Here is a 15141-nt window from a genome sequence, read left to right on the forward strand (position 1 = left end):
AATTAGGCATTAATTATTTTGCTTGCGCTGCTGCCAACGCCTTTGCCACTTGGTGCAGCGCAGTTTCTAGTACAACGCCTTCACCACGGCGCTTAAAAAATAGCTCCGTCATCAGTTTACGATTACTCTCGGTCATCAGCACGCCATACTGCTTCATAATGGGCTCGACAACTTCCAGCGCTTGCAGCATTGTGTCAAACTCTGCTGGCACCTCATAGTCGCCTTCTTGCTCAGTGACAATTGAGCTCACATTTGGGTACCGTAAATAAACAGCCGGCGCAAAAAACCAGTCAAGCGACACACCTTGTCGCAGTAATCCTTCAATAACCCGATCGTAATTCACCGAATTTCGCCGTTTCCAGTTGCTATGCGTTGACTCTGGAAGCCCCAGCCAACGCATGATAGCGCTAGCGGATGGCTGCTTAGATACAACGGCTAAACGTTGCATACAGGTATCGAGATCAGGCAATGGATAGTTGATTTTACCTGATGCATGTGGTCTATTTAGCTTACTTGCGTCATTTGACATGTTTTTGTTTTCTTTTGCGTCAAATGACACAAATATCTGCCATTTGAGTTAATTTTGAAACGAAAAGTGAACTCGCAATTCACTTAACCTGAACAGGGATAACTATACCTGATGGATAGTCAACAAATCAAAAAGGAATTAATGCGTCGGGGCTTCGATTTCAGCATGATTGCTGAAGTTTTAGGTAAAAGTCCGTCTTTGGTTTCTAAAGTCGCGTCTCGTAAAGCTCGTTCACAAGCTGTGGCGGTTGCTTTAGCTAAAGCCATTGAACGTGAAATTGAAGAGGTTTTTCCTGATATTGAAGCCTATCACCACAAACCGATGACCCCAGAGCAGCGCAAACAAAAACAGCGCGAACTCGTCGCGCTGTTAAAAGGTTAAAGCAAAATAATCGGTTAAGGTTTAGATATACTCAACCTTAACCACTTCATATTCCACTTCGCCGTTTGGCGTATTAACCCGTGCCACATCGTCAATTTGTTTGCCAATGAGTGCACGTGCAATTGGCGAGTTAATAGAAATTAAATTCTGCTTAATATCTGCCTCGTCATCACCCACAATACGATACGTCATTTCTTTGTCGGTAACGGTATTGTAAACCGTCACTGTCGCACCAAAAATAACTTTGCCTTGATTTGGCACTTTGGTGACATCAATCACTTGTGAATTTGACAATTTCGCTTCAATTTCTTGAATACGACCTTCACAAAACCCTTGTTGCTCACGTGCGGCGTGGTACTCGGCGTTTTCTTTTAAATCGCCGTGTTCACGCGCATCAGCAATGGCCTGAATAATACGTGGTCGCTCTTCTGTTTTTAAGCGTTTCAATTCCTCCCGCAGCATCTCAGCGCCGCGGGTGGTCATTGGAATTTGATTCATCGTTCTAAAACCCTTTTATGCAGTGACTGGAGTGAATTAACACGAGCACGATCATCGGCTGTGTTTGCCTTCACTGTTGCAAATGCTGCATTTAATGTTGTTGTGTAGGTAACTTTATTCAAGAGCGCTTCACGGCGTATATAAACCGAGTCTTCAATTGCCTGACGCCCTTCAACCGTGTTAATAATGTAACTGTACTCGCCGTTTTTAATTGCATCAACTATATTCGGCCGGCCTTCTTGTAGTTTATTCACTACCGAACACTTCAAGCCTTCGTCATTGAGCATTTTCGCGGTACCGCGGGTGGCCTCTAAATTAAAGCCCAAGCCAATTAAGCCACGTGCCAAATCAAATAAGCGAGATTTATCACCATCGCGCACCGACAATAATGCTTTACCCGCTTTCGCAAGTGCTTCACCGGCGCCCAAGTTCGCTTTCGCATAGGCTTCTTCGAAGCTTTCACCAACGCCCATGACTTCACCGGTAGAGCGCATTTCTGGGCCACGAATTGGGTCCACGCCTTGGAACTTGGCAAACGGAATGACCACTTCTTTAACCGAGTAATAAGGAGGAATGACTTCTTCCGTATAGCCCTGCTCGGCTAGAGACTGCCCAACCATTACACGTGCAGCAATTTTGGCTAACGGTAAACCGGTCGCTTTTGACACAAATGGAACGGTACGTGCAGCGCGTGGATTCACTTCAATTAGGTAAATTTCATCGTCTTTGATGGCAAACTGCGCGTTCATCAAGCCGTTAACACCCAACTCAAACGCCAACTTACTCATTTGGTCGCGTAATTGGTCTTGAATTTTGTCGCTCAAAGAATAGGGTGGCAGTGAACAGGCCGAGTCACCTGAATGCACACCCGCTTGCTCAATGTGTTGCATTATGCCGCCAATAAGCACATCTTTACCGTCACAAATGGCATCCACGTCTACTTCAATGGCATTGTCTAAGAAACGGTCAAGCAATACTGGCGCTGAGTTCGATACTTTCACCGCGTCGGTTAAATAACGCAATAAATCGGTTTCATCGTAGACAATTTCCATTGCCCGTCCACCAAGTACGTACGACGGACGTACCACCAATGGATAACCGATGCGCTCTGCTTCTCGTAATGCTTCGTCAACTTTAGTCACGGTTGCGTTTTCAGGTTGCTTCAAACCTAAGCGGCGCACAGCACCTTGGAAGCGCTCCCGGTCTTCGGCGCGGTCAATTGCATCCGGCGAAGTACCAATAACCGGCACACCATTTGCTTCTAGCTCACGAGCAAGTTTCAACGGAGTTTGGCCACCGTACTGAACAATCACGCCTTTTGGTTTTTCAACACGAACAATTTCGAGCACGTCTTCTAGTGTAATCGGCTCAAAATATAGACGATCAGAAGTGTCATAGTCTGTTGAAACCGTTTCAGGGTTACAGTTCACCATAATGGTTTCGTAACCGTCTTCGCGCAATGCCAGCGCTGCGTGTACACAGCAGTAATCAAACTCAATGCCTTGCCCAATGCGGTTAGGGCCACCGCCAATGACCATGATCTTATCTTTGTCACTTGGTGCCGCTTCGCACTCTTCATCGTACGTTGAGTACATGTAAGCGGTGTCTGAGCGGAATTCTGCCGCACAAGTATCAACCCGTTTGTACACAGGGTGAATACCAAATTCATTGCGACGACGGCGCACCTCGCCCTCAGCCACGTCTAACAAGTCGGCAATACGTTTGTCAGCAAACCCTTTGCGCTTTAATAAGCGTAAAGCGTGCGCATCAAGCCCTGCCATGCCAAGTTTTTGAACTTCTTGTTCAAGCAGAACTATTTCTTCAATTTGAATTAAATACCACTCGTCAATGCGCGTTAACTCAAATACTTCACGCACTGTCATGCCCAAACGGAAGGCATCAGCAATATAGAAAATACGCTCAGCGCCTGGCTCTTTTAATTCGCGGATCACTTTGCCGCGCGCTTCTGGGTCATTCACCTCAACCATTGGGTCAAAGCCTGACACGCCAATTTCAAGGCCGCGCAATGCTTTTTGCAATGACTCTTGTTGGTTACGACCAATGGCCATCACCTCGCCTACAGACTTCATTTGGGTGGTTAAACGGTCATTACAACCGGCAAACTTTTCAAAGTTAAAGCGTGGAATTTTGGTCACAACATAGTCAAGCGCTGGTTCAAACGAAGCTGGCGTTACGCCACCAGTAATTTCGTTTTCTAGCTCGTCAAGGGTATAGCCTACCGCTAGCTTGGCTGCGACTTTGGCAATTGGAAAGCCGGTGGCCTTAGAGGCAAGAGCTGACGAACGCGATACCCGCGGGTTCATCTCAATCACCACCATACGGCCAGTGTCTGGGCAAACGCCAAATTGCACATTTGAGCCACCGGTTTCAACACCAATTTCGCGCAGTACGGCCATCGCGGCGTCACGCATTAACTGATATTCTTTGTCGGTTAGAGTTTGCGAAGGCGCAACGGTAATTGAGTCACCGGTGTGAATGCCCATGGCATCGAAGTTTTCAATGGCGCAGACAATAATGCAGTTATCGGCGCGGTCACGAACAACTTCCATTTCATATTCTTTCCAGCCAATTAATGACTGGTCAATAAGCAACTCTTTGGTCGGCGACAAGTCTAGGCCCCGACGGCAAATTTCTTCAAACTCTTCGCGGTTATAGGCTATACCACCGCCGCTGCCGCCCATAGTAAAGCTTGGACGAATAATCAGCGGAAAGCCGAACTCTTCCTGAATTTCAAAGGCTTCTTGCAAGTTATTAGCAACTTTAGCGTTCGGTGTTTCAAGGCCAATGGCCTTCATCGCTTTATCGAAGCGATCGCGGTTTTCCGCTTTATCAATCGCATCGGCATTCGCACCAATCATTTCTACCCCGAACTTCTCTAGCACGCCGTGCTTATCAAGTTCTAGAGCACAGTTCAGTGCGGTTTGCCCGCCCATGGTCGGTAACACCGCATCTGGACGTTCAACTTCAATAATTTTTGCGACAACTTCCCAGTGAATCGGCTCAATGTAGGTTACATCTGCCATTTCTGGGTCCGTCATAATGGTCGCTGGGTTCGAGTTCACCAATATAACTCGGTAGCCTTCTTCGCGTAGGGCTTTACACGCCTGCGCACCCGAGTAGTCGAACTCACAGGCCTGGCCGATAACAATCGGGCCAGCACCAAGAATTAGAATGCTTTTAATATCGGTACGTTTTGGCATAGTTACTGGCTCATCAATTCAATAAAGTGGTCAAATAACGGGGCCGCATCGTTCGGGCCTGGGCTCGCTTCTGGGTGGCCTTGAAAACTAAAGGCTTTCACGTCTGTGCGTTCAATGCCCTGTAATGTTCGGTCAAACAACGACTTGTGGGTGGCTTTCATGGTCGCAGGAAGCGTCGCTTCGTCTACCGCAAAACCGTGGTTTTGGCTGGTAATCATCACACGCCCAGTGGCTAGGTCTTGCACCGGGTGGTTTGCACCATGGTGGCCTAGCTTCATTTTTACTGTTTGTGCACCGCTTGCTAGCGCCAGCAATTGGTGGCCTAAACAAATACCAAAAATAGGTACTTTCGCGTCAATAATTTCTTGAATTGCGGAGATGGCATAGTCGCATGGCTCTGGGTCACCAGGACCATTGGATAAGAATACGCCGTCAGGGTTCATGGCTAACACATCTTTAGCCGGGGTTTGCGCTGGCACCAGGGTGACTTTACAACCGCGGTCGGCCAACATGCGTAAAATGTTACGTTTGCAGCCGTAATCATAGGCAACAACGTGAAATTTTGGTTCGCTTAACTCACTAAAACCTTGGCCAAGCTTCCAGCTTTGGCTAACCCATTCAATAGGCGTGCGAATTGTTACTTCTTTGGCTAGGTCGAGCCCTTTAAGCCCAGGGAACTTCTGCGCTAACTCTAACGCTTTCTCAACGTCAATCTCGCCGGCCATAATACAACCGTTTTGCGCGCCCTTCTCACGCAAAATACGCGTTAACTTACGCGTATCGATATCAGCAATACCGACCACATTGCGTTGCCGCAAGTAGTCACCAAGTGACTGCTCACGACGGAAGTTACTTGCTTTCAAAGACATTTCGCGAATGATCAGGCCTTTAGCCCAAACGCGATTCGATTCTTCGTCTTCGTGGTTAGTGCCGTAATTGCCAATGTGAGGATAAGTGAGGGTAACGATTTGTTCTGCATAAGAGGGGTCGGTGAGAATTTCTTGGTAACCAGTCATTGCGGTGTTAAAAACAACTTCACCAACTGCGGTACCGCCGGCGCCAATGGCCGTGCCATGAAAAACAGTCCCATCGGCAAGTACCAAAATGGCTTTACTTGCTGAGTGGCTCGCTAGAATACTCAAGGTTAACCTCCGCATATAAAAAAACGGGTGAATCAAAAAAATGACTTCCCCGTTGATTACCTTGCACCAGCGTCGATTTTCAAAAACCCATTATTTAAAAAAACTAAATACGCGTTTTTGAAACCTGTGGAGTGCGCGTTTCAGCTTGCCCGAAAAGTTACTGGCAAATTGGACGTATTCTACCGAAATTTGGAGGTTTCGTAAACTGAAAAATCGCGTCTGCTTTGTGTCAGCTGTAAGCTAGACCAATTGTTTCAAAAGTGTTTTCAAATGCAGCATATCGGCCATACTGTATAGCCCGCTGGGTTGCTTTACCAACCATTGAGAAGCTTGAATGGCGCCTTGCGCGAATATCTGTCGGTTACTTACTCGGTGGGTTAACTCTAAACGCTCGCCGCTATGGGCAAACATAACCGTGTGCTCGCCAATAATATCGGCTGCTCGCAGCACCGAAAAGCCGATTGAACCAGGTTCGCGAACACCATCTGCACGCACCCCCGCAGACAATTCTGCTAACGACTTTCCCCGCCCTGCTGCAGCGCTTTCACCAAGCACCACTGCAGTGCCTGATGGGCCATCGCGCTTAGCGCTATGATGCGCTTCAAAAATTTCGATGTCAGTATCGGGTAGTGCTGCTGCAGTTAGCTGCACTAATTGTCGTAATAAGGTAATACCCACACTGGTATTGGCCGCGTATAACACAGGAATTTGTTCAGCAGCTTGGATTAACGAGCACTGTTGTTGTTCACTAAGGCCTGTGGTGCATACTACAATCGGAACTTGCAGTTGCTTTGCTAATTGTAGATTGTCTGCCAGGGCCTGCGGTAACGAAAAGTCTATAAGTACATCAACTTGGCCGGGCTGCAGTTCATGCCCATGTTGAAACCGCACACCGGCACCTGCAGTGTTAGCACGAATAGGCTCACCGTAACGATTCGACTGTTGACTAACAACCGCCGCTGTCACCGTTGCATTGTAGCGTGGAGCGCTCGCGATTACCGCCTGCCCCATGCGCCCTGTGGCGCCCAAAATGCCTAACTTCATGCTACCTCTGTTCGTTGTTCGTTATTCGTTAGTCGTTAGTCGTTATTCGTTGTTATTGGTTGACCGGTAGCGGTTAATGGTTGGTCGGCGGTTTTATTGCGGCCTAACACCACCGATACGGCCATGTCGCCGGTAACATTCGTCGCGGTGCGTGCCATATCGATGATTCGATCAATGGCGGCAATAAATGCAATACCTTCAAGCGGCAAACCTATCGCGTTCAGCGTCACGGTTAACATCACCATCGCGGTTCCTGGAACGCCGGCCGTGCCTACTGATGCCAGTGTCGCGGTTAGTGTTATTAACAAATAGTCTGCCCAGTCTAGCGGAATACCGTAAATTTGTGCAATAAAGATAGACGCAATAGCCGGATAGATGCCACCGCAACCGTCCATATTAATGGTGGCGCCTAATGGCAATACAAAACTAGCATACTCTTTTTGCACACCTAACTTTTCGGTAATAGCTTGGTGAGCCGCCGGAATAGTGCCAAAACTACTGCAGGTGGTAAACGCAACCAACTGAGCAGAAAATACCGACTTAAAGAAAAACCAAGGCGACATTCCTGCCAAGCGCACCATAGTGCCATAAACAAATACAATATGAATTAAACAGGCTAAATAAATAGCACCAATAAATGCTGCTAACGGCGTTAAACTAGCCAACCCATAGTGCCCAACAACCCAAGCCATAAGGCCCAGCACCCCAAACGGTGTTAGTTCTAACACCATTTTGGTAATGCGGTACATGACTTGTGCGCCGGCTTTCATGGCATCGCCAAAGGGTTTGGCAACATCACCCAATTGGTTAATTGCAACCCCAACCAAAGCTGCAAATACCACAATTTGAATGACGTTACCTTCCGCCAACGCTGCAATAGGGTTGGTCGGAATAAAACTTAGAAACACATCCACGGGGCCAGGTACGTCTTTGGGCACATAGTTGCTATCGGCAACTAAGTCTGGCGACGGGGTAATATCAAGCAACTGTGCAACGGTTAAACCTATCAGGCTAGCAATAACCGCGGTCAGTAAAAACAAACCTATGGTTTGCGCACCAATTTTGCCGGCTTTTTCGCCGCTACCAAGCTGTAAAATGGCACTGACAATGGCGAAGAAAATAAGCGGCGCCACCAGCATTTTTAATGCATTAATAAACAGCGTGCCCAAGGGCCGTAAGGTCTGAGCCACCTCAGGTTGTGCCACGCCGATAATAACTCCAAGCGCAAAGGCACCAAGCACACGTTGCCAAAACGGAATTGCAAACCAAGCTTTAAACATAATCACCCTTAAAATACGAAAACGATATTAGCTATTAGATATTGGATATTAGAGGGACCGAAATACCCGAAACACCAGCGCTAATATCTAAAATCTAATAGCTACTATCGCAGTTGAAGTTCATATTCTACTAACGGAGAGAAGTGCGCTTTAGTTCAATTTGGACTTGCTTATAACCACAATGCGCAGTCGCGGGCAATCACGGCGCTGCGCGCCACCCGGCTTACCTTCGTTGGCACGGCGGGCAATCACGGCGCTGCGCGCCACCCGGCTTACCTTCGCTGGCACGGCGGGCAATCACGGCGCTGCGCGCCACCCGGCTTACCTTCGCTGGCACGGCGGGCAATCACGGCGCTGCGCGCCACCCGGCGTGGAACGCCGGGCTACATGCGACAAGTGGGTTTTGGTGCGTTTTGGTAGAGTGATTGTATGCGCGGAACATAGGCCTCTATGGCGTCAATGCGCGTTTGTGGTGTTGGGTGCGTTGACAAGAACTCAGGGCCGGCACCGCCGCCCACTTTGGCCATATTACGCCATAAATTAGCGGCTTCTGCTGGGTTATAACCGGCTGCCGCCATGTAATCGAGACCTAGTTGATCAGATTCGCTTTCATGAGTACGTGAGTAAGGTAGTAACACACCAACTTGTGCGCCAATACCTAGCGCGGCCATCACCATGGCGGCATCTTGTTCTTCAAGTTTTGCCGACGCTAACGCGGCACCTACTTGCAACCCTAAACCTACCGCGAATTGGTTCGACATACGCTCATTGCCGTGGTCGGCAATCACGTGCGCAATTTCGTGGCCAATTACGGCGGCCAGTTGATCACGATTCTCAGTGACTTGGAGCAATCCAGTGTACACACCGATGTTTTCACCGGGTAAAGCAAACGCGTTAATTTGCTCGCTTTCAAACACGGTAATTTCCCATTGCTTGTCCCGCCAAGGGCTTGGCAATACTGAAATTAAGTCGTTGGCAACACAGTTAACATAGGCATTCACGTTAGCATCAGTACTTATTTTTTCTTTTTGCTTAAGCTCGTTGTAGCTATCATCGCCAAGCGACGCTAGTTGGCCACTGGAAAACAACATCAGCTGGCTACGCCCTGTGGGTGATTCAGTACAAGCACTTAACAATAAAATGCTAGCTAACGCGGCAATTCCCAGAGTTCTCCAATGCGCCATAAATGCTCTCCTTAAACACAGTGATATCAATAGGTAACACTTAGAGTTTAGTCGATAAACAAAATTCAGCCCAAGCGAAATCACGAGCAGTATCAATATCAACCGAGTCTTCTAACGGCATGACATACGCAAATGCCTTGCTTGTGGGTGCATAAAGCTGTGCCAGTTGGCCCACAATGTGGCGTTTAAATAAATAAATAGCGCCATTTAATTCATATATCTGGCGCATATCTTGGGTGCGTTTAACCGCCGCATTGGCGCTAATATCAATAAAACCCGCCAAGCTATGGTCGGCTGGCAAGGTATTACAAAGTTCTAGGCGCACATCGCTTGCAGTTACTGACACCACGCCTTCGGCTTGTTTTTCCTGCATCAGCGCCAACGCGCTTTTTATATGCTCCGCGTGACGAAACGGTGATGTCGGTTGCAACAGGCCCACGGTATCAATGTTCAATGCCTCATGTTGCTCTAACCAATTGACCGCATGCTCAATCACAGCGTCTGATGTTGCCATATCGCCCGACAATTCCACCGGTCGCAAAAAGGGTACGTCGGCACCAAAGGCTATAGCAACGTCGGCAATAGCTTGGTCATCGGTACTAACAACAACCCGGTCAAAACAACCACTGCTCAGCGCAGCTTCTATGGTCCAGGCGATGAGCGGTGTGCCGCCCAACGTTTTAATGTTTTTTCCGGGTAAGCGTTTACTTCCGCCACGCGCCGGAATAATCGCAATTGCGCCCATTATAAACCAAGCCCTTTTATGTCAACTTGCGCGCGTTTGAAATCATCCATACGGCCAATATCCAGCCAGTATTCATGAATGGGGAACATAAACACGTCTTCGTTTGCATCAAGGTATGTTTGCAACAACGTTGGCATATCAATACGTTTCTGTTTTTCCACGTTTTTGAATATCTCAGGGCTAATGACATAGATACCTGCGTTGACGAAAAAGCGCTGAATAGGCTTTTCTTCCATACTAATAATGCGCTCGCCATCGCCCATAATCACGCCATAGGGTATTTGGTAGTCGTATTCGCGCACGCACATGGTCGCCAAGGCATGGTGGGTCATATGAAAATCTAGCACGCGCTCAAAATCAACCGAGGTCAGTACGTCGCCGTTGACCATGATCAGCGGTAACCCAGGGGTCGACTCGGGCAGTAAGCCAAGCGCCCCACCTGTACCTAAAGGCTCTTCTTCGTGCACGTATGTAATGTTGACATTCCACTTGCTGCCATCACCAAAGTAATTGCGAATTACTTCCGGTAAGTAATGCGTGGAAATATAAAAGTTGGAGAAACCCGATTTAATAAAATTAAGCAGCAAGGTTTCTAATATCGGCCGCTCGCCCACCTTGAGCATTGGTTTAGGCGTGTTGTCGGTTAGCGGGCGTAAACGCGTGCCAAAGCCACCCGCCATAATGAACACAGGGTTCTGGTAACTGCGGCTACTTTGTAACTTTTGCAGGGTTTGTAGGCCAATCACACACCCTTGTGACACCACAGGTATAGCTAAAATACTTTTGCTTTGCATCAGCGCTACAGCGTCGCTGCGCGAGGTTTCTGGTGTAACCGTAATGGGCTGCGTGTTCATCACTTGGCTAACGGGCGCATCAAGGCCGACGCCGCGCAATAAACCTCGGCGCACATCACCGTCAGTAACCACTCCCTGCAAATGCATGGTTTCGTCGCATACCAACACAATGCGCAACGCACCTTCGTCTAATTGTTTTAGCGCGGTCTGTAAGCTTGTCGACGGCGCAACAACTACCTGTTTCCAATCATAACTCATGCTTGGTCAGCGTCCTTTTTTACAAATGCTTTTGCGGGGTAATGAATAGCCTTCTCAGGTACATCTCGCGTCACTACCGAGCCTGCGCCTATCACGGCTTCAGTGCGAATCTGCAGGCCTTGAATAATGGTTGCTCCGGCCCCAACATGCACCCGCTCAGCTAACCTGACATCGCCACAAACAACCGCACCGGGGGCCACATGACACTGCGCTCCAACCTGCACATCGTGTTCAATAATGGCTCCGCTATTAATAATCGTATTGGCGCCAATGCTGCAACCATTCACAATAGCACCGGGTAAAATTTGTACCCCTTGCTCCAGCTGTGCAAATCGTGACACCACCGCCGAAGGAGCGATAACCGTGGCAAACACATAACCTAAATTGCTAAAACGCGTAAATAAGCGTTCGCGTAAGGCACTTGCTTGCGGTAGCGAGCCGACAGCATTGACTAGCTCAATGGCGTCAGGCGCAAAGTTCAATACGTCGTCGTCGGCCTTAAAATGGGGTAAACCATCAAATTCAGGGGCATCGCTAACTTGCGGTGCAACCAAGCCGAAAATCTCGCGACCCTGCGCCATTAACACGTCAATGAGCACCCGCGCGTGGCCGCCGGCACCCAATACCAGTACAGGCTTCGCTTGCGTGGTTTGCTTGCGCTCAGTCACGAATAAGGTCCCCAGATTGGTAGTCATGTTGACTCACCTGCCCCACCACCTGCCAATAATCAAATGGCGACCGCCCAGAGCCAGGGCGCTTCACCGCAAGGTCTTCGGCCGTTATCACTTGCCCCTGTTTGATTGCGCGCGCCGCAACAAGGCTCTTGCGCGCTATCGCTTTATTGCGAACTTCAGATACCGTCGGGCGCTTAACGCCATCGCCCAAGGCCTGCTCCACCTGCCGAATCGCCTGCGTCATCGCAGCAAGCTCGTGGGGCTCTAGCGACGCTTTATGGTCTGGCCCTTCAAGATTTTTGTCTAAGGTAAAATGCTTTTCAATAATGCTAGCACCGCGAGCCACGGCAGCAATAGGTACAGTAATACCATGGCTGTGGTCCGAGTAACCCACCGCTAATTTAAAGGTTTCGCGCAGGCTATCCATGGCGCGCAAGTTAATTTCATTCATCGGCGCTGGGTATTCGGTAGTGCAATGCAACACGCACACTTTATCGCGCAGCGCCTGCTGCCCTTCGTTTGAGGCATACGCAGCTTCAAAATCAGCGCGACTGGCTTGGGTTGCTTGCGGGTTTAAGTACCCAAAAGCAATAACCCCTAATACCGCTTCAATGTCTGCTACGGTTGCCATTCCGGTGGAGACAATCAAGTCACACCCGGTTTGCGCGTGTTTGAGCACCAAAGGTGCGTTGGTAATTTCACCCGACGGTATTTTCAGGCGCTTCAGCTTTAAATCATTCACTAAAAAATCGAGGCTTTCGTCATCAAACGCGGTCGACAAAAACTCAATGCCCAAGCTTTGGCACTGCGCTACCAATTCATGGTGCAGCTCATAGCTCAGCTCTAAGCGTTGCAGCATGGCCAGCTGCGACTCTTCTTTGCCGGTGTTTTTCTTCTGATAGTCGGCCTGAGTAGCCTGCTCGGTCACCAAGTTTTTCGCTTTGAACGTTTGAAACTTCACAATATCAGCGCCGGCTTGATGCGCAGCAAGCACTAACTGACGGGCCAGCTCAGCATCGCCGTTATGGTTCACACCAGCTTCAGCAATAATTAACGTCATGAGTTTACCCCTGGTAAATCATAAAATGTTTTCACGGTGCTTAAGTGCTCGGTACGCAATAGCGCCATAATTTTTTCAACCGCATTCCCCTGCCCGTAAGGGTTGGTTACGCCGGTTAATTGTCCCGACTGTTTTAACTCGAGCGCGCGACCAATAGCCGCGGTTATCGCGTCACCGGTGGCCGCACAATGCAATACACTACTGGCCGCAATACGCCCCTGTTGCCGCGCGCCAATATTCACCGTTGGCACCGCAAACGATGGCACTTCAATAATGCCACTCGACGAATTACCAATAACTACCGCGGCATGTTTTACCGCGCTCAAATAACGCTGTTGCCCCAATGATGGAACCACTTTAATGCGCTCTGGGTGCTTGCTTGCGTACTGTTCAATAAGCGGAATAAGTTTTCGCCCGCCTTCGTCGGCGTTTGGGTAGGTCATAATGACCTTTAAGTCTGGATAGGCATTTAATGCCTGTGTGATAGCCGCAAAGGTTGGCTCGCCGGGCTCATCGGCCAAGGTGACCGGGTGATATGTAAATACGGCATAGTCAGAATTGGTTAAGTCAAACTCAAGTGACTGTGACAGTTGCGCCACCGACATAAAGGGCGAGCGTTGCAAATGGTCCAAGCCAATAGCACCAACATTAACCACGCGTTCGGGCTGCTCGCCTAATTGAATAACCCGCTGCCGATAGCTTTCGGTTGCGGTGGCGTGCAATAGGCTCATTTTGCTAATGGCATGACGAATGGCGTCGTCATAGGCGCCTTCAGTAATTTCACCGCCGTGAATGTGCAAAATAGGAATACGCATCAGCAGCGCCGCCTGCGCCGCCCCTAAGGCTTCGTAACGGTCACCTAATATGACTAGCACATCGGGTTGCATACGCGCTAACGCCTCGCCATAGCCCATGATACCTAAGCCAAGACTTTTTACCGTAGCCACGGCGCTGTCAGAGGCCAACAACATGTCCACTTGCTCAGTCACGGTAAAGCCGTCTTTTTTGATTTGCTCAACGGTTAGACCAAATTCTGGGGCCAAATGCGCGCCAGAAACCAACAGTTGCAGCTGCATATCGGCGGCGGCTTCAATGTCTTTAAGTAACCAATACAGCAGGCCGTATTCAGCTCGTGTACCGGTAAAAACGGCAATTTTTCGCATCACTGGATCGCTCTGTTTAAATGGGCGAACTGGGGATATTGACTAACCGCGCTTCAATATCTTCAGAAACGGTTAATGGCCCACGTGGGCATTGTGCAAACATGGGCAGCCGATGCATAAGCTGCCAAATAGGTCGGCACATAATACCGGCCGCATTTTGGCTTTCTAATAATTCATTTCGTGCTTGCTTATCTTCACACAAAATTGCATTCAACCAAAAATTCGACTGACCGTGCGCGGGCTCATCCACAAAAGTGAACGTGGTGCCCGCAAAGAACTCACGATAGCGCGCGGCAAGCTGGCGTTTTTGCTCTAGAAATTTCGGCAACTGTTGCATTTGTGCACAGCCAAGCGCGGCATTTAAGTTCGGCAGCCGATAATTAAAGCCCGGCTCGTCATGATAAAACTCATAAGGGTGCGGCACCTTGGCGGTGGTCGTCACATGTTTGGTGCGTTTGCCAAGCTCTTCGTTGGCACACAGCACCATGCCACCACCGCCGGTGGTAATAATTTTATTGCCATTAAAGCTAAGCGCCGCTAGCTGCCCAATGGTGCCGGTATGTTGACCTTGATAGTACGAGCCCAAACTTTCGGCGGCGTCTTCAATTAACACCAAGTGCCATTTATCGCACAATTGCTTCATTTCATTTAAGTGCACGGGGTGGCCAAAAGTGTGCATGGGCACCACCGCACGAATAGCTCGCCCGGTGTCTTTGTGCACACAACGCTCGCCATCTAACCTCGCATGCTCGCTTAGGTAGGCTTCCAGCGCTTTGGGGCTCAAGCCCAAGGTACTTGGCGCCACGTCAACAAAAATGGGCTCGGCGCCCATGTGATACATGGCGTTGCAGGTTGCCACAAAGGTCAGCGCTTGGGTAATGACAAAGTCACCGCGCTCAACACCGGCCATATATAACGCGGTGTGCAGCGCCGCCGTGCCATTCACTGTGGCAATGGCGCGCGTTGCCCCCGTAAAGGCTTGCATGCGCTGTTCAAACTCATCAACAAACTTCCCCACGCTCGACACAAAAGTGCTTTCAATGGTGTCGAGCACGTTGCTTTTTTCAAGCTCACCAAAGGTAGGCGCGTGCAACGGAATAAAGTCGTTGGTTTGATAAATACTGCGAACAAATTCGCTCAGCTGTTGCTGTGATGTTGCGTGTGACAT

At 49.2% G+C, this 15141-nt stretch carries 14 protein-coding genes; 1 reads left to right on the plus strand and 13 read right to left on the minus strand.

The genetic code is table 11. From position 1 onward, the window contains the following. Nucleotides 1-13: 13 nt before the first annotated feature. The gene (locus ASC40_RS03055; protein ID WP_141656089.1) at nucleotides 14-529 is read right to left on the minus strand and encodes a helix-turn-helix domain-containing protein; all 516 of its coding nucleotides are present in this window, start codon (nucleotides 527-529) and stop codon (nucleotides 14-16) included. Between the two features lie 111 nt (nucleotides 530-640). Between ASC40_RS03055 and ASC40_RS03060 the strand changes: the two genes are divergently transcribed. Then, nucleotides 641-910, plus strand: a complete 270-nt coding sequence (locus tag ASC40_RS03060; RefSeq protein WP_141656090.1) for a helix-turn-helix domain-containing protein — start codon at nucleotides 641-643, stop codon at nucleotides 908-910. A 21-nt stretch (nucleotides 911-931) separates the two neighbouring features. On the opposite strand, the gene greA is transcribed toward ASC40_RS03060, so the two are convergent. The 12 genes from greA to ASC40_RS03120 all read right to left on the minus strand — a co-directional run bounded on the left by greA (nucleotide 932) and on the right by ASC40_RS03120 (nucleotide 15141). Next, nucleotides 932-1408 carry a transcription elongation factor GreA gene (gene greA / locus ASC40_RS03065; protein WP_055438286.1) on the minus strand — a complete coding sequence of 159 codons (477 nt, stop codon included), beginning with the start codon at nucleotides 1406-1408 and terminating at the stop codon, nucleotides 932-934. After that, on the minus strand, nucleotides 1405-4629 hold the full coding sequence (carB, locus tag ASC40_RS03070; protein ID WP_055438287.1) for a carbamoyl-phosphate synthase large subunit: 3225 nt from the start codon (nucleotides 4627-4629) through the stop codon (nucleotides 1405-1407). Before carB ends, greA begins: the two co-directional genes overlap by 4 nt. Before the next feature lie 2 nt (nucleotides 4630-4631). Continuing rightward, nucleotides 4632-5771: a glutamine-hydrolyzing carbamoyl-phosphate synthase small subunit gene (gene carA, locus ASC40_RS03075; RefSeq protein WP_245622165.1), complete on the minus strand. Its 1140-nt coding sequence runs from the start codon at nucleotides 5769-5771 to the stop codon at nucleotides 4632-4634. A gap of 240 nt (nucleotides 5772-6011) precedes the next feature. Then, a complete protein-coding gene (dapB, locus tag ASC40_RS03080; protein ID WP_055438289.1) occupies nucleotides 6012-6815 on the minus strand; it encodes a 4-hydroxy-tetrahydrodipicolinate reductase in 804 nt (267 codons plus the stop codon). Nucleotides 6816-6850: 35 nt separating this feature from the next. Beyond that, nucleotides 6851-8095 carry a dicarboxylate/amino acid:cation symporter gene (locus tag ASC40_RS03085; protein WP_055438290.1) on the minus strand — a complete coding sequence of 415 codons (1245 nt, stop codon included), beginning with the start codon at nucleotides 8093-8095 and terminating at the stop codon, nucleotides 6851-6853. Between the two features lie 383 nt (nucleotides 8096-8478). Further along, nucleotides 8479-9279, minus strand: a complete 801-nt coding sequence (locus ASC40_RS03090) for a M48 family metallopeptidase (protein WP_055438291.1) — start codon at nucleotides 9277-9279, stop codon at nucleotides 8479-8481. Between the two features lie 40 nt (nucleotides 9280-9319). Next, entirely contained in the window at nucleotides 9320-10024 is a 705-nt protein-coding gene (locus ASC40_RS03095; protein WP_055438292.1) for an acylneuraminate cytidylyltransferase family protein, read from the minus strand. Beyond that, on the minus strand, nucleotides 10024-11076 hold the full coding sequence (locus ASC40_RS03100; protein ID WP_055438293.1) for a nucleotidyltransferase family protein: 1053 nt from the start codon (nucleotides 11074-11076) through the stop codon (nucleotides 10024-10026). The genes ASC40_RS03095 and ASC40_RS03100 overlap by 1 nt, the downstream gene beginning before the upstream one ends. After that, entirely contained in the window at nucleotides 11073-11771 is a 699-nt protein-coding gene (locus tag ASC40_RS03105; protein WP_082432431.1) for an acetyltransferase, read from the minus strand. Before ASC40_RS03105 ends, ASC40_RS03100 begins: the two co-directional genes overlap by 4 nt. After that, nucleotides 11737-12810, minus strand: a complete 1074-nt coding sequence (gene neuB / locus ASC40_RS03110) for an N-acetylneuraminate synthase (RefSeq protein WP_055438294.1) — start codon at nucleotides 12808-12810, stop codon at nucleotides 11737-11739. The genes ASC40_RS03105 and neuB overlap by 35 nt, the downstream gene beginning before the upstream one ends. Then, nucleotides 12807-13973 (minus strand): UDP-N-acetylglucosamine 2-epimerase, encoded by a 1167-nt coding sequence (gene neuC, locus ASC40_RS03115; protein WP_055438295.1) that lies wholly within the window; start codon nucleotides 13971-13973, stop codon nucleotides 12807-12809. Before neuC ends, neuB begins: the two co-directional genes overlap by 4 nt. Before the next feature lie 16 nt (nucleotides 13974-13989). Continuing rightward, nucleotides 13990-15141 (minus strand): LegC family aminotransferase, encoded by a 1152-nt coding sequence (locus tag ASC40_RS03120; RefSeq protein WP_055438296.1) that lies wholly within the window; start codon nucleotides 15139-15141, stop codon nucleotides 13990-13992.

The sequence above is a fragment of the Pseudidiomarina woesei genome, assembly GCF_001418345.1.
Taxonomy (GTDB): Bacteria; Pseudomonadota; Gammaproteobacteria; order Enterobacterales; family Alteromonadaceae; genus Pseudidiomarina; species Pseudidiomarina woesei.